At 74.0% G+C, this 17,323-nt stretch carries 16 protein-coding genes and 1 pseudogene; 4 read left to right on the forward strand and 13 right to left on the reverse strand.

What is annotated here, in order from left to right:
• Window positions 1-102 precede the first annotated feature (102 nt).
• From ABZ951_RS26735 to ABZ951_RS26760, 6 genes and pseudogenes are all read right to left on the reverse strand, one after another.
• Window positions 103-741 (reverse strand): hypothetical protein, encoded by a 639-nt coding sequence (locus tag ABZ951_RS26735; protein ID WP_344095379.1) that lies wholly within the window; start codon window positions 739-741, stop codon window positions 103-105.
• A 137-nt stretch (window positions 742-878) separates the two neighbouring features.
• Complete coding sequence (locus ABZ951_RS26740; RefSeq protein ID WP_344095381.1) at window positions 879-1,676, reverse strand: type III pantothenate kinase; 798 nt, start codon at window positions 1,674-1,676, stop codon at window positions 879-881.
• Complete coding sequence (nadC, locus tag ABZ951_RS26745) at window positions 1,676-2,572, reverse strand: carboxylating nicotinate-nucleotide diphosphorylase (protein ID WP_344095401.1); 897 nt, start codon at window positions 2,570-2,572, stop codon at window positions 1,676-1,678. The genes ABZ951_RS26740 and nadC overlap by 1 nt, the downstream gene beginning before the upstream one ends.
• A 189-nt stretch (window positions 2,573-2,761) precedes the next feature.
• Window positions 2,762-4,426 (reverse strand): annotated as a pseudogene (locus tag ABZ951_RS26750) (L-aspartate oxidase); the annotation flags it as partial.
• On the reverse strand, window positions 4,423-5,289 hold the full coding sequence (gene panC, locus ABZ951_RS26755) for a pantoate--beta-alanine ligase (RefSeq protein WP_344095383.1): 867 nt from the start codon (window positions 5,287-5,289) through the stop codon (window positions 4,423-4,425). The pseudogene ABZ951_RS26750 and the gene panC, both read right to left, overlap by 4 nt.
• Window positions 5,286-6,206 carry a DUF2520 domain-containing protein gene (locus ABZ951_RS26760; RefSeq protein ID WP_344095385.1) on the reverse strand — a complete coding sequence of 307 codons (921 nt, stop codon included), beginning with the start codon at window positions 6,204-6,206 and terminating at the stop codon, window positions 5,286-5,288. The genes panC and ABZ951_RS26760 overlap by 4 nt, the downstream gene beginning before the upstream one ends.
• Window positions 6,207-6,397: 191 nt before the next feature.
• Here ABZ951_RS26760 and ABZ951_RS26765 point away from each other — a divergent pair, with 191 nt between their 5' ends.
• Complete coding sequence (locus tag ABZ951_RS26765; RefSeq protein WP_344095387.1) at window positions 6,398-7,597, forward strand: aminotransferase class I/II-fold pyridoxal phosphate-dependent enzyme; 1,200 nt, start codon at window positions 6,398-6,400, stop codon at window positions 7,595-7,597.
• On the opposite strand, the gene ABZ951_RS26770 is transcribed toward ABZ951_RS26765, so the two are convergent.
• Entirely contained in the window at window positions 7,505-7,867 is a 363-nt protein-coding gene (locus tag ABZ951_RS26770; RefSeq protein ID WP_344095389.1) for a hypothetical protein, read from the reverse strand. The genes ABZ951_RS26765 and ABZ951_RS26770 overlap by 93 nt on opposite strands.
• A 99-nt stretch (window positions 7,868-7,966) precedes the next feature.
• Between ABZ951_RS26770 and ABZ951_RS26775 the strand changes: the two genes are divergently transcribed.
• Window positions 7,967-9,049, forward strand: coding sequence for a DUF5937 family protein (locus ABZ951_RS26775; RefSeq protein ID WP_344095391.1), 1,083 nt, complete (start codon window positions 7,967-7,969; stop codon window positions 9,047-9,049).
• A 251-nt stretch (window positions 9,050-9,300) separates the two neighbouring features.
• On the opposite strand, the gene ABZ951_RS26780 is transcribed toward ABZ951_RS26775, so the two are convergent.
• Together ABZ951_RS26780 and ABZ951_RS26785 are read right to left on the reverse strand one after the other, a co-directional pair.
• Window positions 9,301-9,978, reverse strand: a complete 678-nt coding sequence (locus tag ABZ951_RS26780; RefSeq protein WP_344095393.1) for a response regulator transcription factor — start codon at window positions 9,976-9,978, stop codon at window positions 9,301-9,303.
• A gap of 97 nt (window positions 9,979-10,075) precedes the next feature.
• Window positions 10,076-11,266 carry a sensor histidine kinase gene (locus ABZ951_RS26785; RefSeq protein ID WP_344095395.1) on the reverse strand — a complete coding sequence of 397 codons (1,191 nt, stop codon included), beginning with the start codon at window positions 11,264-11,266 and terminating at the stop codon, window positions 10,076-10,078.
• Window positions 11,267-11,387: 121 nt separating this feature from the next.
• Here ABZ951_RS26785 and ABZ951_RS26790 point away from each other — a divergent pair, with 121 nt between their 5' ends.
• Together ABZ951_RS26790 and ABZ951_RS26795 are read left to right on the forward strand one after the other, a co-directional pair.
• A complete protein-coding gene (locus tag ABZ951_RS26790) occupies window positions 11,388-12,404 on the forward strand; it encodes an SAM-dependent methyltransferase (RefSeq protein ID WP_361280868.1) in 1,017 nt (338 codons plus the stop codon).
• Window positions 12,405-12,417: 13 nt separating this feature from the next.
• Window positions 12,418-13,569, forward strand: coding sequence for an NADH-quinone oxidoreductase subunit D (locus ABZ951_RS26795; RefSeq protein WP_344095399.1), 1,152 nt, complete (start codon window positions 12,418-12,420; stop codon window positions 13,567-13,569).
• Window positions 13,570-13,658: 89 nt separating this feature from the next.
• Here the strand turns inward: ABZ951_RS26795 and ABZ951_RS26800 are convergent, their stop codons facing one another.
• The 4 genes from ABZ951_RS26800 to ABZ951_RS26815 all read right to left on the reverse strand — a co-directional run bounded on the left by ABZ951_RS26800 (window position 13,659) and on the right by ABZ951_RS26815 (window position 17,291).
• Window positions 13,659-14,630, reverse strand: a complete 972-nt coding sequence (locus tag ABZ951_RS26800) for a hypothetical protein (RefSeq protein ID WP_361280870.1) — start codon at window positions 14,628-14,630, stop codon at window positions 13,659-13,661.
• Window positions 14,631-14,827: 197 nt separating this feature from the next.
• Window positions 14,828-15,808 (reverse strand): ABC transporter substrate-binding protein, encoded by a 981-nt coding sequence (locus tag ABZ951_RS26805; protein ID WP_344096973.1) that lies wholly within the window; start codon window positions 15,806-15,808, stop codon window positions 14,828-14,830.
• 53 nt (window positions 15,809-15,861) lie between these two features.
• Window positions 15,862-16,542: an ABC transporter permease gene (locus tag ABZ951_RS26810; RefSeq protein WP_344096971.1), complete on the reverse strand. Its 681-nt coding sequence runs from the start codon at window positions 16,540-16,542 to the stop codon at window positions 15,862-15,864.
• Window positions 16,542-17,291, reverse strand: a complete 750-nt coding sequence (locus ABZ951_RS26815) for an ABC transporter permease (RefSeq protein WP_344096969.1) — start codon at window positions 17,289-17,291, stop codon at window positions 16,542-16,544. The genes ABZ951_RS26810 and ABZ951_RS26815 overlap by 1 nt, the downstream gene beginning before the upstream one ends.
• Window positions 17,292-17,323: the final 32 nt, after the last annotated feature.

The raw sequence follows: 17,323 nt of genomic DNA on the forward strand, positions 1-17,323 counted from the left end.
CGCTGATTTCAGCCCGTCCGGCGCTTGAGGACGCGCCCGCAGGGCGCTCGCCGCCGCAGGCGGCCACGACGGCCCGCAGCCGAAAGCCCCCGGGCCGAAGCGCTAGCGCCGCCGTCGGGAGACGCCCAAGGCGATGGCCCCCGCGGAGAGCGCCGTGCCGGAGGTCGTCGCGAGAAGGAGGGTGCTGTTGGTGCCGGGGTCGGCAGGGGCGCCGGAGGCCGGGGGGCGGTCCACGACCTTGACGTGGATCAGGGCGGTGTCGTTGTCCGGTACGGGGTCGTCCGCCGGGGCCTCGTCGCGGTCGACGACGCGGACGCGGCCCGTGGCGCCCTCGACCTTCTTGTCGATGCGGACCGGGAAGCGCAGCGTCTCGCGGTCCCCCGCGGGGAAGTGCTCGCCGATGGCGCAGAGGTAGGCGACGGCCCCCGCCGCCGCGGGGGCGACCCGCGCGACGCACGGCAGGCGTCCCGCGCCGCCCGGCGGGGGCGTCGCGACGATGGTCGTCCCCTCCGGCGGCGTCACCTCGTAGGTGCCCGCGCCGTGGCCGCCCTGCCGGCCGGCCGGGCCGGGCCCGCCGTTGCGGACGCCCAGCTCCACCTCGACGGTCTGCCCGACCCGGCCCACGACGGGGTGGGCGATGGCCTGGTAGTCGGCGTACGGGGGCGGGCCCGCGTGCGCGGGCGAGGCGGCCAGGACCAGACCGGCCGCCAGCACCACCGGGACGGCCACCATCTGACGCATTGTCCGCTTCATACCTTTACGCTCCACGCCCATCATGTACACGATCATGTCTCGCAGCTGACAGGACTGTGGGAGCGGGTCGTTGGTTCCTCCTGACGCCCGACGGGTACGGACCGGTGCGGCCGCGGTGGCGGCGCTTAAGAGCGGGGGACGTTGCGCTCGTAGACCAGGCGCAGGCCGATGAGGGTGAGCCACGGCTCGTGCTCGTCGATGACCGTCGCCTCGCCGAGCACCAGCGGCGACAGGCCGCCGGTGGCGATGACGGTGACGTCGTCGGGGTCGGCGGCGAGCTCGCGGGCCATGCGGTTGACGACGCCGTCGACCTGGCCCGCGAAGCCGTAGAGGATGCCGGACTGCATGGCCTCCACGGTGTTCTTGCCGATGACGCTGCGCGGGCGGGCCAGCTCGATCTTGCGGAGCTGGGCGCCCTTGACGCCCAGCGCCTCGACCGAGATCTCGATGCCGGGAGCGATCACCCCGCCCGCGTACTCGCCCCGGGCACTGACCGCGTCGAACGTGGTGGCCGTGCCGAAGTCGACGACGACACAGGGGCCGCCGTAGAGCTCGACGGCGGCGACGGCGTTGACGATGCGGTCCGCGCCGACCTCCTTCGGGTTGTCCATCAGGATCGGCACGCCGGTGCGGACGCCGGGCTCCACCAGGACGGCGGGTACGTCGCCGTAGTACCGGCGGGTGACCTCGCGCAGCTCGTGCAGCACGGCGGGGACCGTCGAGCAGATGGCGATGCCGTCGATGCCGTCACCCAGCTCCTCGCCGAGGAGCGGGTGCATGCCCATCAGGCCCTGCAGCAGGACGGCCAGTTCGTCGGCGGTGCGGCGCGCGTCGGTGGAGACGCGCCAGTGCTCGACGATCTCGTCGCCGTCGAAGAGGCCGAGGACGGTGTGGGTGTTGCCGACATCGATGGTGAGCAGCATCAGGCGTCCTCCTCCCGGAGGTCCAGGCCGATGTCGAGGATCGGGGAGGAGTGGGTGAGCGCGCCGACCGCGAGGTAGTCGACCCCGGTCTCGGCGTAGGCGCGGGCGTTGACGAGCGTGAGGCGGCCGGAGGACTCCAGCATGGCCCGGCCCGCGACGAGCTCGACGGCCTCGCGGGTCTGCTCGGGGGTGAAGTTGTCGAGCAGGATGAGGTCGGCGCCCTCGGCGAGGACCGGGGGGATCTGGTCGATCCGGTCCACCTCGACCTCGATGGGCACGTCGGGGAAGGAGGCGCGGACCAGCCGGAACGCCTCCGCGACACCACCGGCGGCGATGACGTGGTTGTCCTTGATGAGCGCGGCGTCGGACAGGGACATGCGGTGGTTCACGCCGTCGCCGCAGCGCACCGCGTACTTCTCCAGGGCGCGCAGCCCGACGGTGGTCTTGCGGGTGTCGCGGACGGCGGCCTTGGTGCCCTTGAGGATGTCGGACCACTCTCGGGTGGCGGTGGCGATGCCGGAGAGGTGGCACAGCAGGTTGAGGGCGCTGCGCTCGGCGGTGAGGAGGTCGCGGGTGCGGGTGCGGACGGTCAGCAGCTTCTGGCCGGCCGTCACGCGGTCGCCGTCCTCGACGTGCCGCTCGACCTCGAACTCGTCGGTGCAGACGACGGAGAGGATGGCCTCCGCGACGCGCAGCCCGGCGACGGTGCCGTCCTCGCGGGCCGTGAAGTCACCGGTGGCGACGGCGTCCTCGGGGATGGTGGCGACGGTCGTGACGTCCTCGCCGCCGTCGAGGTCCTCCTCGACGGCGAGGTGGGCGAGGTCCTCGATCTGGAGCGGGTTGAGGCCGGCCTCGGTGAGGAGGGCGGCGAGCGAGGGGTCGAGGCCGCACTCCATGGCGTCGTCCTCGAAGATCTCGCCGCAGCCGCAGCCGTCACCGCAGCCGCCGGCGGACTCCGCGGCGGGTTCCTCGCCGGGCAGGGTGATGCGGTGCACGGTGAGGTCGTCGGGGGTGGTGCTCACGCTGGTCTCCTTGGGGACGGGCGGGGTTACGGGCGGGAAGACCGGCGGGGAGGCCGGGAGGAGGGGGAAGTCGGCCGAGTCGGTACGGGAGACCGCGAGGGTGCGGTCCGGCCGCAGGGTCACGAGGAGGTGGCGGTGCCAGGTGGCATCGTCGCGGTCGGGGAAGTCCTCACGCCAGTGGCAGCCGCGGGTCTCCTCGCGGCGCAGGGCGGCGGCGACCATGACGCGGGCGACGAGGAGGAGGTTGGTGGCCTCCCAGCTCTCGGTGCCGGGCTCGGCGGTCTTGCCGTCCGTCTCCAGGGCGGTGGCCGCTTCGGAGTGCAGGTGGTCCAGGGCGGCGGCGGCCCGGGTCAGGCTCTCCGCGGACCGCAGGACTCCGGCGCCCGTCGTCATGATCCGCTGGATCGCGAGGCGGGCCTCGGGGGCGAGGAGGGGGGTGACCGGCTGCTCTTCGAGGGTGGCCGCGCCGGGGGTGCGGGCGCCGCCCGCGGCGATGTCCGCCGCGATGTGCTCGGCGAAGACCAGGCCCTCCAGCAGGGAGTTGGAGGCCAGGCGGTTGGCGCCGTGGACGCCGGTGCAGGCGACCTCGCCGCAGGCGTAGAGGCCGGGGACGGTCGTGCGGCCGCGCAGGTCGGTGCGGACGCCGCCGGAGGCGTAGTGCGCGGCGGGCGCCACCGGGATCGGCTCGGTCACGGGATCGATGCCGTGGGCGCGGCAGGCCGCGAGGATGGTGGGGAAGCGGTGGGCCCACATCTCGGCGCCGAAGTGGCGGGCGTCGAGGTACATGTGCTCGGCGCCCTGCTCGCGCATGCGGCGCATGATGCCCTTGGCGACGATGTCGCGGGGGGCGAGCTCGGCGAGCTCGTGAGCGCCGACCATGAAGCGGTGCCCGGCCGCGTCGACGAGGTGGGCGCCCTCGCCGCGGACCGCCTCCGACACCAGGGGCTGCTGCCCTTCCGCGTCGGGGCCGAGCCACAGGACCGTGGGGTGGAACTGGACGAACTCCAGGTCGGAGACCTGGGCCCCGGCGCGCAGGGCCAGGGCGACGCCGTCGCCGGTGGAGACCGCGGGGTTGGTGGTCGCGGAGAAGACCTGGCCCATGCCGCCGGTGGCCAGGACGACGGCCTTGGCGCGGACGGCGCCGACGCCGTCGCGCCGGCCTTCGCCCATGACGTGCAGGGTGACGCCGGCGGCGCGGCCGGACGCGTCCTTGAGGAGGTCGAGGACCAGGGCGTTCTCCACCGTCTCGATGCCGGCGTCCCGGACGGCCCCGACGAGCGCCCGGGAGATCTCGGCGCCGGTGGCGTCGCCGCCGGCGTGGGCGATGCGGCGCCGGTGGTGGCCGCCCTCGCGGGTCAGGAGGATCTCGCCGGTGTCGCTGTCGGTGTCGAAGAGGGCCCCGGTGGCGATGAGCCGCCGGACGGCGCCCGGGCCTTCGGTGACCATGGCCCGTACGGCTTCCTCGGAGCAGAGGCCGGCCCCGGCGACGAGCGTGTCGTCCAGGTGCTGCTCGGGGGTGTCGCCGTCGCCGAGGGCCGCGGCGATGCCGCCCTGGGCCCAGCGGGTGGAGCCGTCGTCCAGGCGGGCCTTGGTGACGACGGTGACGCGGGCGCCGGCGGCGGCGCAGCGCAGCGCGACGGTGAGGCCGGCGACGCCGGAGCCGATGACGACGACATCGGCGTCGAGGGACCAGCCGGGGCTCGGGGCGTGGAGCCGTATTCCGGTCATCGCCGGCCTCCGAAGTTCAGGGGGATGTTGTCGATCAGGCGGGTGGTGCCCACCTTGGCGGCGACGGCGAGGACGGCTTCGCCGGTGAAGTCGTCCCCGGCCTCGGTGAAGTCGGCGGGATCGACGAGGGCCAGGTAGTCCAGGGCGACGGGGGGCTCCAGGCCGGCCGCCCGGCCCAGGACCGCGCGGGCGGCCTCGCGGACGGCCCCGGGGCCGTCTTCGGCGGCCGCCGCGCCCGCGCGCAGGGCGCGGGAGAGCTCCAGCGCGCTGGAGCGGTCGGCGTCGGTGAGGTAGCGGTTGCGGCTGGAGAGGGCGAGGCCGTCGTCCTCGCGGACGGTGGGGACGCCGGTGATCTCCACGGGGAAGTTGAGGTCGCGGACCATGCGGCGGATGAGGGCGAGCTGCTGGGCGTCCTTCTGCCCGAAGAGCGCGACGTCCGGCCGGGTGAGGTGCAGGAGCTTGGCGACGACGGTGAGCATGCCGTCGAAGTGGCCGGGGCGGTGGGCGCCTTCGACGCGCTCGCCCATGGGGCCCGCGGTGATCCGCACCTGCGGCTCGCCGCCGGGGTAGACCTCTTCGGCGGCGGGCGCGAAGACGCCGTCGGCGCCGGCCTTCTCGGCGACGACGAGGTCGGCGTCCAGGGTGCGGGGGTAGCGGTCGAGGTCCTCACCCGCGCCGAACTGCAGGGGGTTGACGAAGACGGTGACGACGACCTGCCCCTGCGGGCCGACGAGCTCGCGGGCGGTGCGCACGAGGGTGGCGTGGCCCTCGTGCAGGGCGCCCATCGTCATCACGACGGCCTGCCGGCCCCGGCGTGGCAGGGCGTGCAGCTCCTCGGCGGTGCGGATGAGTCGGGTGGTCATGCGTTTCCTCCGTCCGCGAGGACACCGAGCAGGTCCTCCGCCAGTTCCGGCTTGAGCAGTCCGGCCGCCAGGGCGCGGTCCGCGGTCGTGCGGGCCATCGCCAGGTATCCGGCGACGGCCTGGGGCGCGTGGGTGCGCAGCTGCTCGACGTGGGCGGCGACGGTGCCGGCGTCGCCGCGGGCCACCGGGCCGGTGAGGGCGGCGTCGCCGCTGCGCAGGGCGTTGTCGAGGGCGGCCGAGAGGAGGGGGCCGAGCATCCGGTCGGGGGCACCGACTCCGGCCGTGCGCAGCAGTTCCAGGGACTGGGCGACGAGCGTGACGAGGTGGTTGGAGCCCATCGCGAGGGCCGCGTGGTAGAGCGGGCGGGCCTCTTCCTCGATCCACTCGGGCTCGCCGCCCATCTCGATGACGAGGGCCTCGGCGGCGAGCCGCAGCGGCTCGGGGGCGGTGACGCCGAAGGAGCAGCCGGCGAGCCGCTCGACGTCCACCGCGGTGCCGGTGAAGGTCATCGCGGGGTGCAGGGCGAGCGGCAGGGCGCCGGCGCGGCGGGCCGGGTCGAGGACGGCGGTGCCGTGGCGGCCGGAGGTGTGGACGAGGAGCTGCCCGGGGCGGATCGCGCCGGTCTCGGCGAGGCCGGCGACCAGGCCGGGCAGGGCGTCGTCGGGGACCGTGAGCAGGACGAGCTCGGCGCGCGCGAGGACTTCGGCGGGCGGGACGAGCGGGACGTCCGGCAGCAGGGCGGCGGCCCGGCGCACGGAGGCGTCGGACACTCCGGAGGCGGCGACCGGGCGGTGCCCGGCGAGCCGGAGCGCGGCGGCGAGCGAGGGGCCGACCCGGCCCGCGCCGACGACGCCGACGGTGAGCCGGGCGGGGCGGTCCTGGGGGCTCGGGTGCTCCGGGACGAGGTGTGCGTTCACGCGGCGACGGCCTTTCGTGATGGCCTTCCGTTCCAGTCCGCGGTGGGTACCGGACGATTCCCTCGTCATGCTACGCGAGTGCGCGGCCGTCCCTCCTGGGTCTCCCCAGCCCTGTGGACAACGGAGAGCCGGGCCCGGACGGGCCTGTGGATAACCCGGGGCGGTGCCCGGTTGTGCGTCATCATCGGCGCATGACCGAGGAGAAGACGGACGACGGCGGCGGGGCCGGGGAGACCACGGCTCCGCGGGGTGGGGAGCGGGCCCGCAGGCTCGCGGCGCTGCGCGGATCGGAGCGGGTGCTGAGCGGGATCCCGCACGGCCTGACGGTCGGGGAGCGGCTGGCGCGGCTGGCCGCCGACGCCCCCGCCGCCTACGACCTGGACGCGGGGGTGGACACCTACGGGGACGGGGTGGTCGGCGAGCTGGAGCAGCGGGTCGCGGAGCTGCTCGGCACGGAGGCCGCGGCGTTCTTCCCGACGGGCACGATGGCCCAGCAGGTGGCGCTGCGGTGCTGGGCGGGCCGTACCGGCAGCCAGGTGGTGGCGCTGCACCCGCTCTCGCACCTGGAGAAGCACGAGCGCGGCGCGTACGCCGTGGTCAGTGGGTTGCGGGCGGTGCATCCCACGGACGAGCCGCGGCCGCCGACGGCCGAAGAGATCCGTGAGCTGGCCGAGCCGTTCGGGACGCTCCTCCTGGAGCTGCCACAGCGCGACGCCGGGTTCGTGCTGCCCACATGGGAGGAGCTCACGGAAGTGGTGGAGGCCGCCCGGGAGCGGGACGCGGTGGTCCATTTCGACGGGGCGCGGCTGTGGGAGTGCGTCCCGCACTTCGGCAGGGGCCTGCCGGAGATCGCCGCCCTGGCGGACTCGGTGTACGTGTCTTTCTACAAGTCGCTCGGCGGCCTGTCGGGGGCCGCGCTGGCGGGGCCGGCCGCGCTGGTGGCGGAGGCGAAGGTGTGGCGGCACCGGTACGGCGGGGAGGTCGTCCAGCAGTGGCCGGCGGCGGTGGCGGCCCTGGCCGGGCTGGATCAGGAGCTGCCGCGGCTGCCGTCGTACGTCGCGCACGCGAAGGTGGTCGCGCGGGCGCTGGCGGAGGGCTTCCGGGCCGCCGGGGTGCCGTGGTTCCGGGTCCACCCGGGGGTGCCGCACACCCACCAGTTCCAGGTGTGGCTGCCGTATCCGGCCGCGGAGCTGGAGGAGGCCGGGGTGTCGTTGGCGGAGGAGAGCGGCATATGGGTGTTCAGCCGCTGGTTCGACTCCGAGGTGCCCGGCCTCGCGGTCACCGAGGTCACGGTCGGCTCATCGGCACTGGGCTGGACGCCCGAGGCCGTCGTCGCAGCGGTCGGCGCGGTGCTGGACCGGCTCCCGGCGGGCTGCGGGGGCGGTGGCTGAGGCGGCGGGGGTGACCGGGGCGGCCGGGGCGGTGGCGGCGGGCACGGCGGGCCGGGCCGCAGGGGTGGTGGCCGGGCGCAGGAAGGCCGGCAGCGCGCTCCGCAGGGAGCGGCGGGTGGCGACGCGCCCGGCAAGGACGGCGCGGAACTGCCACCAGGTGCGGAGTTCGCGGACGGCCCGCACATCGCCCGTTCCCGGGGCGGGCGGTGCCGGCTCGTGGTGCTGGGCGGCGCGGTAGAGGTCGAGCATGTGCTGCTGGTTGGCGTTCATGGCACTCACTCTGGAACGGCCCCCGAGTGCCCGTCGCTTGGATTGACGAGGACCGTCAATTGACGGCCCGGCCTGCGATAAGAGAGGGACGATGACGGCATGAGCGTGGACATCGACATCACGGGGCTGCCGCCGGAGCGCATTCAGTTCAGCCCGTCGCCGCTGGCCGAGCTGGGGGCGATGCTGCACGCGCTGGCCGAGCCCGCGCACCACCCCGGGCTGCACGGCTGGGTCACCGCCACCGCCTCGTGTCTCAAGCCCGATCTCGCCGACCGGCTGACGGAAGCCGACTTCCTGTGGAGCTCCACGCGCTCCGATCTGCTGCTGCCGGCGGTCCCCCGGGCCACGCTCGCCGAGGAGCTGGACGACCTCGACCGGATGGACGACGAGACGTTCACCTCCGCCGCCTTCGAGATCACCTGCACGGGCGACTACGAGCGGGGCCGGCCCTCGCCCCTGGTCGACGCGCGGGAGCGGGCCCAGGTGCGGGAGCTCTCCGCCGCCCGCGGGCCGCGGCAGGCGGAGTTCACCGACCGGATGCTGACGGATCCGGCCTCCCTGCGCGCCTGGCTGCGCCGTCTCTTCGAGGACTGCGAGCAGGCGTTCTTCGCCGACAACTGGCAGCGGGTCCGCGTCCAGCTCGCCGCCGACGCCCGGCAGAAGGCGGATCTGCTGCGCCGCAAGGGCCTGGCGGACGCCCTGGCCGCGGTCTCCCCCGCCGTCTCGCTCAGCGGCGACCGGTCCCGGATCGTCGTCGACAAGCTGGTGCACGGGCGCACGACGGCGTACGGGAAGGGGGTGACGTTCCTGCCGACGGCCTTCGGCTGGCCGCACCTGTTCGCCGTCCACCGGTCCGGCTGGCAGCCGGTCATCCAGTACCCGGTGCCGGGCCCGGACCTTCCCCAGCACACGGCTCCGCAGCTGGTGCAGCAGCGGCTGGAGGCGCTCGCCCACCCGGTACGGATGCGGCTGTGCCGCCATCTGGCGCGCGGCCCGCACACCACGGGCGAGCTGGCCACCTCGTACGGGCTGACGCCGCCCGAGGTGTCCCGCCACATAGCCGTGCTGAAGAAGGCCGGGCTGCTGACGACCAGGCGGCGGGGGCGGTACGTGCTGCACCAGCTCGACCTGACGGTGGCGGCCCGGCTGGGCAGTGACTTCCTGGAGGCGGTGCTGATCTGAGGGGCCGGGCGCCCCGGCCACCACCCCGCGCCGTCACGCCTGTGGGCGTTCGGCCCCGCGCGCCACGCCTGCCGGCGCCCGGCCCCGCGCCGCTCCGCCTGTCGGCGCCCCGCCCCGCACCGCACCGCCACGCCTGCCGACGCTCCACCCCGCGCGCCACACCTACCGACCCCCCGCCCCGCGCGGGCACAGGCACGGGCACGGGCAAGAGATCGCCCCGCCCCCCGGCAGGCACCGCCCGGTGTGCTCCCCTACTGTGCCGCGCCGCCGCCCGCCCGTACGAGGCCGCTCTCGTAGGCCAGGACGACGACCTGCACGCGGTCCCGCAGGCCCAGCTTGGTGAGGATCCGCCCCACGTGGGTCTTGACCGTGGCCTCCGACAGCACGAGCCGACCGGCGATCTCGCCGTTGGACAGGCCCTGGGCCACCAGCAGCATCACCTCGCGCTCCCGGTCGGTCAGGCGGCCCAGCTCCGCGCTCGTCGGCTCGTTGCCCGTGCCGGGCAGCATGGGGGTGAAACGATCCAGCAGTCGGCGGGTCGTGCTGGGGGCCACCACGGCGTCACCGCTGTGCACGGCCCGGATCGCGCCCAGCAGGTCCGCCGGGGGCACGTCCTTGAGCATGAAGCCGCTCGCGCCGACCTTCAGCGCGGAGAAGGCGTACTCGTCCAGGTCGAAGGTGGTCAGGATCAGCACCTTCGGCGCGCCGTCCTGCTCGCAGATGCGGCGGGTGGCCTCCACCCCGTCCATGCGCGGCATGCGGACGTCCATCAGGACCACGTCCACCTCGGTGCGGGCGAGCACCTCCAGGGCCTCCGCACCGTCCCCCGCCTCGGCGACGACGTCCATGTCGGGCTGGGCGGCCAGCACCATGCGGAAGCCGGTGCGCAGCAGCACCTGGTCGTCGACGAGCATCACGCGGATCGACATGCGGGATCCCTTTCGTAGGTGTTCACGGGCCGTGGGGGTCGGCGGGCCGCGGCCGCTCGCACGGCCACCGGCACACCCGACAGGAAACCAGTGTGGGTCAGCGCGCCGGTTTGATCGGCAGCAGCACGCTGATCCGGAAGCCGCCGCCCGGCCGCGGCCCCGCGTCCAGGGTGCCTCCGACCATGCCGACGCGCTCACGCATGCCGATCAGGCCGTGCCCCATGCCGTCCACGCCCCCGGACTCGTACAGCTCGTGCTGCGCGCCCCGGCCGTCGTCCTCGACCAGCAGGCCGAGCCCGTCGTCGAAGAAGGTCAGGCGCACGGTGGCGCCCACGTCGGGGCCGCCGTGCTTGCGGGAGTTGGTCAGCGCCTCCTGCACGATGCGGTAGGCGGTCAGCTCCACGCCGCTGGGCAGCGGCCGCGGCGCGCCCTCGACCTGGAATTCCACCGGGAGGCCCGCGTTGCGCACCTGCTCCACGAGGTCGCCGATCTGTTCCACGTCGGGCTGCGGCACGTACTCGCCGCCCTCGCCGCCCTCCTCGGTGCGCAGCACGCCCAGCAGCCGGCGCATCTCGGCCAGGGCCTGGCGGCCGGTGCCGGAGATCGTCTCCAGCGCCTGTTTGGCCTGCTCGGGCGAGGCGTCCAGGACGTAGGCGGCGCCGTCCGCCTGCACCACCATCACCGAGACGTTGTGCGCGACGACGTCGTGCAGCTCGCGGGCGATCCGGGCGCGCTCGGCGACGACCGCCATCCGCGCCTGCTGCTCGCGCTCCTTCTCCAGCCGGCTGGCACGCTCCTCCAGCTGGTCCCAGTAGGCGCGCCGGGTGCGCATCGAGTCGCCGAGCACCCAGGCGAGGAGGAAGGGGACGGTCAGGAAGACGATGACGATGACGTCGTTCCGGGTTCCGGAGCTGTGCCAGCGGACCGTGCTGAGGAGGGGCGCCGCGAAGCAGCCGATCAGGGCGTAGCGGGACGCCCAGCGGGTGGTCCCGGAGGCCACCGTGTAGATGATCACCAGCATGGCGAAGTCGGCGGGGTGCGGCTGGGCGTTGAAGGTCAGCTGGGCGATCCCGGCGAGGGTCGCCAGGATCAGCATCTTCTCGGGGGCGTGCCGCCGCAGGGCGACCACCACGCACAGCACCATCGCCGAGAAGGTCGCCGCGAGTTTCTCGCTGCGGCCCGCGACTTCCTGGGCGATCATCAGCCCCGAGAAGCCGAGCAGGAGCACGGCCCAGAAGCTGTCCACACCCGTCGGGTGCCTGCGGAGAAAGTCGTAGAGACGGTGCACGTCACCCAGCGTAGGCACGCCGGGTACGTGCCGGGGTCAACCGGACGATCGATCCGTTGACGCCTCGCCTACTCCCCAAGGTGGAGGCCACCTGCCCCGCGAGGCCGCATAGCGTGGGCACATGGCAAGCGGAACAACGACATGGCGTGCCGCCACGGAGGCCGCCCTGTACGGCCCGAACGGCTTCTACCGGCGCCCCGAGGGCCCCGCGGGGCACTTCCGTACCTCCGTGCACGCCTCGGCGCTCTACGCGGGGGCGGTCGCCGAGCTGCTGCGCCGCGTCGACGAGGCGCTGGGGCACCCGGCGGAGCTGGCGTTCACGGACGTCGGCGCGGGGCGGGGCGAGCTCCTGGCCGGGGTGCTCGGGCGGACCCCGCCCGAGCTGGCGGCGCGGCTGCGCCCGTACGCCGTGGAACGCGCGGAGCGGCCGCCGGGGCTCGACGGTCGTATCACCTGGCTGAGTGACGTCCCCGACGGCGTCGAGGGGCTCCTCTTCGCCAACGAGTGGCTCGACAACGTGCCGCTGGACGTCGCCGAGACGGACGCCGAAGGCCTCGCCCGCCAGGTGCTCGTCCAGGAGGACGGCGAGGAGCTCCTCGGCGGGCCGGTGGCCGGCGAGGACGCCGCCTGGCTCGCCAGCTGGTGGCCCCTGGACGGCGCGCCCCCCGGCAGCCGCGCCGAGATCGGCCGGCCGCGCGACGCCGCCTGGGCCCGGGCCGTGGGCAGCCTCCGGGCCGGGCTGGCCGTCGCCGTGGACTACGCGCACGACCGCGCGGACCGCCCGCCCTTCGGGACGCTGACCGGCTTCCGCGACGGCCGCGAGGTGCGCCCGGTGCCGGACGGCTCGTGCGACATCACCGCCCACGTGGCCCTGGACGCGTGCGCGGGACGGGGCAGCTCCCTGCTGACCCAGCGCGCGGCGCTCCGGGCCCTCGGGGTCGACGGGAGCCGGCCGCCGCTGGCGCTCGCTTCGTCCGATCCGGCCGCTTATGTACGGGCTCTGGGGGCGGCCGGTGAGGCCGCCGAGCTGACCGCCCCGGGAGGGCTGGGCGGGTTCCGCTGGCTCGTGCAGCCCGTCGGGGACGCCTGCGCGGGGCTGGTGGGGCCCGGCGGGGGGCACCTCGCGGAGGAGGGCTGACAAACTGTCCCCCATGGCCCCAACCTCTGAGACGACAGTCGGCATCGGCGGCGCGGCGGAGAGCACCGACATGGTGCTCAACATCGGTCCGCAGCACCCGTCCACACACGGTGTGCTGCGGCTGCGGCTCGTCCTGGACGGGGAGCGGATCCAGCACGCCGAGCCGGTCGTCGGCTATATGCACCGGGGTGCGGAGAAGCTCTTCGAGGCGCGCGACTACCGGCAGATCGTCATGCTCGCCAACCGCCACGACTGGCTGTCGGCCTTCTCCAACGAGCTCGGTGTGGTCCTCGCCGTGGAGCGGATGCTCGGCATGGAGGTCCCCGAGCGCGCCGTGTGGACGCGCACGCTGCTCGCCGAGCTCAACCGGGTGCTCAACCACCTGATGTTCCTCGGCTCGTACCCGCTGGAGCTCGGCGGCATCACCCCCGTCTTCCACGCCTTCCACGAGCGCGAGCAGCTCCAGACGGTGATGGAGGAGGTCTCGGGCGGCCGGATGCACTACATGTTCAACCGCGTCGGCGGCCTGAAGGAGGACCTGCCCGCGGGCTGGCTGGGCCGCGCCCGCGACGCGGTGGCCGACGTCCGCTCCCGGATGGATGTCTACGACCGGCTGGTGCTGGGCAACGAGATCTTCCGGGGCCGTACCCGCGGCGTCGGCACGCTGTCGCGGGAGGCCGTGCACGCGTACGGGGTCAGCGGGCCCATCGCCCGCGCGTCCGGCGTCGACTTCGACCTGCGGCGCGACGAGCCCTACCTGGCCTACGGGGAGCTGCGGGACACCCTCAGGGTCGTCACCCGGCAGGAGGGCGACTGCCTGGCCCGCTTCGAGTGCCTGCTGGACCAGACCCACAACGCGCTGGAGCTGGCGGCGGCGTGCCTGGAGCGCATCGCCGACCTGCCGCCGGGCCCGATCAACCAGCGGCTGCCCAAGGTGCTGAAGGCCCCGGAGGGCGCGACGTACGCCTGGACGGAGAACCCCCTGGGCCTCAACGGCTACTACCTGGTCTCCAAGGGCGAGAAGACGCCGTACCGGCTCAAGCTCCGGTCGGCGTCGTTCAACAACATCCAGGCGCTGACCGAGCTGCTGCCCGGCACGCTCGTCGCCGACATGGTGGCGATCCTGGGCTCGCTGTTCTTCGTCGTCGGTGACATCGACAAGTAGGACCCGAGCGGCAAGCAGGCTCGGCGGAACGAAGGAACCCCGGCGGTGGCCCGCCGGGGTTCCTTCGTTCACGACGCTTCCGGGCGCTCCTAGGAGATCGCGGTGCGCAGCTCCGCCACGTCGATCTGCTCGGTCTCGTCGTGCGCGGTCAGGTCGATGACGTCCTCTTCGGCGTCCCCCGCGGCGGCGTCGCCCGCCTGGGCGAGGGCTTCCTCGCCGACGACGTCCGCGAGGTCCGTCTCCTCGACGGGCCGGGCGGCCGGGGCCGGCTTCTGGGTGCCGAAGAAGTCGAAGCCGCCCGTGGCGCGCGAGGCGGGACGCCGCGCGGCCTGCGGCGGCACCGGCAGGGCCGCGGCGGCGGGCCGGACGGCGGGGGCGCCGGCGGGCTCCGCCGCGGGCTGCTCCTCGCCGCGGGCCGGGGCGCGGTCCTCGGTGGTCCCGGGTGCCGGGTCCTCGACGGCCTTGAGGGCCGGGGTGGCCCGGGGCACGCCGGTGGCGGCGACGGGCCGGAGCGCGGGCTCGTCCCCCTCGCGGGCCTGCGCCGGGCCGTTGAGCCGCTTCGGCTCGTTGACCTCGGCCGGGCTCTGCGGCTGCCGGCGTCCGGCCTTGCGCTCCAGGTCGTGGAGGGCCTCGGCGGCCGCGCGGTACGCGGACGCGGGGACGGCCGGCCCGGACGCGGCGGCCGCGAGCTCCTTGACGGACCGCAGCCCCGGGCTCTGGGCGAGCCGGCGGCCCTCCAGCGCCCGGGCGCGCCCGGTCTCGGCGGCGGCGTAGCGGCGCAGCAGGTCGGCGTGCTCGGTGCGCAGCCGGGCCAGCTCGGAGCGCTTGCCCCGCAGCTTGGTCTCGGCACCGGACCGGGCGGCACGGGCCTCTTCGAGCTCGGTCTCCAGCTCGGCTATGCGCTCCTCGGTCTTCCACTCCTCCCGGGTGCGGGCGGCGGTGAGCTGGGCGACCCGCTTTCCGGCGGATTGGTCCCAACGGCGCATCAGCACGGCACCGACCACCGCGGCGGCGGCAGCCGCCGCGGCGAGGCCCCGGATGACGACCGTTTCACCTACCACCCAGGCACCGGCGGCGCAGGCGACCGATGTCGCGGCGACCGTCGATGGGGGAAGAAGCCTGTGCAGGGATGGCGAATGGCGATGGCGTCCTCGTGGCATGGCCTGAAACTTACCGTGCGTCGCCGCGGGAGTGGGACTCCCCCACCAAACTCGTCCTTTGATCTTACTTTTTCCCTGCCCCTTCCGTTCTTCAGCCGCTAGTTCGTCAGCAGTCGCTTGTCCTTGAGGTAGCGGGCGGCGACATCCGCGGGCTTGAGGCGCTCCGTGTCGACCTTCTTGTTGAGTTCGGTGAGATCGGCGGTGGTCAGCACCCGGGTGAGCTTGGCGAGGGCATCGGTGACGTTCTGCGCGCCCGCCTTCTTCGCATTCACCACGGGCAGGACGTTGTCGGAGTTCTGGAGGTTCTTGTCGTCCTTGAGGAGCACGAGATCGAACTGTTCGAGCGTGGCGTCCGTGGTGGTGGTCAGGAGCATCTGGGCCTTGCCGTCCTTGACCGCCTGCTTGGCCTGCGTGCTGCCGACCTCCAGGGGGGCGATGCCCGTGATGCCGATGCCGTAGGTCTTCTCCAGGCCCGGCTGGCAGAAGGGCCGCTGGGGGCATTCGTCACCCGCCGCGAGCTTGACCTTCTGCTGCGACTTTCCCAGATCGGAAAGGGTCTTGAGCTGGTGTTTCTCCGCGAACTCCCGTGTTACCGCGAAGGCGTTCTGGTCGACCGCCCGGCCCGGGTCGAGCACCTTGAGACCGCGCGGCTCGGCGAGTTTCCGCAGGGCCTTCACCGTGGCCTCGGCATCGGCGGAGGCGACCGCCGGAGCGTCCTTGCCGTTCTGCTTCCTGTTCAGGAATTCGGCGAGCGTGGCCGCATACTCCGGGACCACATCGATGTCGCCCTTCTCCAGCGCCGGTTCGTACAACTCACGGGCGTCGACCGTAGTGATCTTGGTCGAATATCCGGCGTCCCTCAGCAGCGCCGCGTATATCTCGGCGAGCACCCTGGACTCGGTGAAGGACGCCGATCCGACGACCAGCGAACCCTGCCCGGGCTTGGCGGAATTACCCCCTCCACCGGACTTCTCCAGGCTGTCGCCGGCGCACCCGGCGAGTCCTGCGGCCAGGGCCGTGGCAGCGGCCGCCGCCGACAGGGCGCGGGTGGGCCACGCTCGGCGCGGGGACCTGCTCATGTGGGGCTCTCCATCCGTTCGGCCGCCGCCCGGGCGGGCGGACACGCGCTTGGTCAGACGTCGGAAAGGCGGCGCCGCCGCCCGGGGTCCAGCAGCCGCTTCAGCAGGACGAACACTCCCTCGACCAGCAGAGCGAGCACCGCGACCAGCAGGGCCCCCGCCACCACCTGCGCGGTATCGGTGAGCCGGAAACCCGCGGTGATGATCCGGCCGAGGCCCCCGCCGCCGGCCAGGGCGGCGATCGTGGTCGTCGCCACGACCTGGACGGCCGCGGTCCGCACCCCGGTCATGATCAGGGGGAACGCCAGCGGCAGCTCGACGCGGCCGATCAGTTGACGGCCCGTCATCCCCATGCCGCGGGCGGCCTCGACCACGTCACGGTCGACCTCGCGCATGCCCACATAGGCGTTGGTCAGCATCGGCGGGATCGCGAAGAGCACCAGCGCGATGATCGTGGGCCAGGACCCGTACGTGCCCAGCGGGCTGAGCAGCAGGAGCACCAGCACCGCGAACGTCGGCACCGCGCGGCCCGCGTTGGAGAGGTTGACCGCCAGCGCGCCGCCGCGGCCCACGTGCCCCAGCACCACGGCCACGGGCAGCGCGATCGCGCAGGAGATCGCCAGGCACACCACGGTCAGGTACAGGTGCTCCGACAGGCGGTGCCACACCCCGTCCGCGCCGGACCAGTGCGCTCCGGTGGCCAGCCACGTCCACGTCCGCTCGACGACGCCCATCAGAGAGCCTCCTTCCCCACCGCGGCCACGGCGGCGGGCCGTCTCCCGGCGGGTATCCCGCCGGGCTTGTGCCGCCGCTGCTTCTTCTTCCGCGCCCAGGGCGTCAGCAACCGCTGCAGGAGCAGCAGGGCGAGATCCGCCGCCACCGCCAGCGCCACGCAGAGCACCGACGCGGTGAGCACCTGCGCCTTGAAGTAGCTGTGCAGGCCTTCGTAGACGAGGTTGCCCAGACCGCCGTGGCCGATGATCGCGCCGATGGTGGTGAGCGAGATCGTGGAGACCGTGGCGATCCGCAGGCCCGCCATCAGGGCGGGCAGCGCCAGCGGCAGCTCCACCGCGAACAGCAGCCGCACCGGCCCGTACCCCATGCCGCGCGCCGCCTCCCGGACCTCCTCCGGCACCGAGGCGAGCCCGGCCAGGATGTTCCGCACGAGAATCGTCAGGGCGTAGAGCACCAGGCCCGTCACCACGGAGGCCGCCGTCAGCCCGAGGACCGGGACCAGCAGCGAGAACATGGCCAGGGACGGCACGGTGTACAAGACCGTGGTCACCCCGAGGACCGGGCCGGCGACCCGGCGCCATCTGCGGGCCAGCAGCGTCAGCGGAAAGGCCACGAGCAGGGCGATCACCACCGAGACGAGCGTGATGCCGATGTGCTGGAGCGTGGCGTCCGTCAGCTCCTGGCCGCGGGTACGCAGGTATTCACCGCAGATCCAGTCGTTGGCGACCAGGCAGTTCGGCTCCGCCATGCGCTCTCACCTCCCCCTGGGCCTTGACCGTC

The organism is Streptomyces sp. NPDC046215 (assembly GCF_040646215.1).
In the GTDB taxonomy this organism is placed as follows: domain Bacteria; phylum Actinomycetota; class Actinomycetes; order Streptomycetales; family Streptomycetaceae; genus Streptomyces; species Streptomyces stramineus.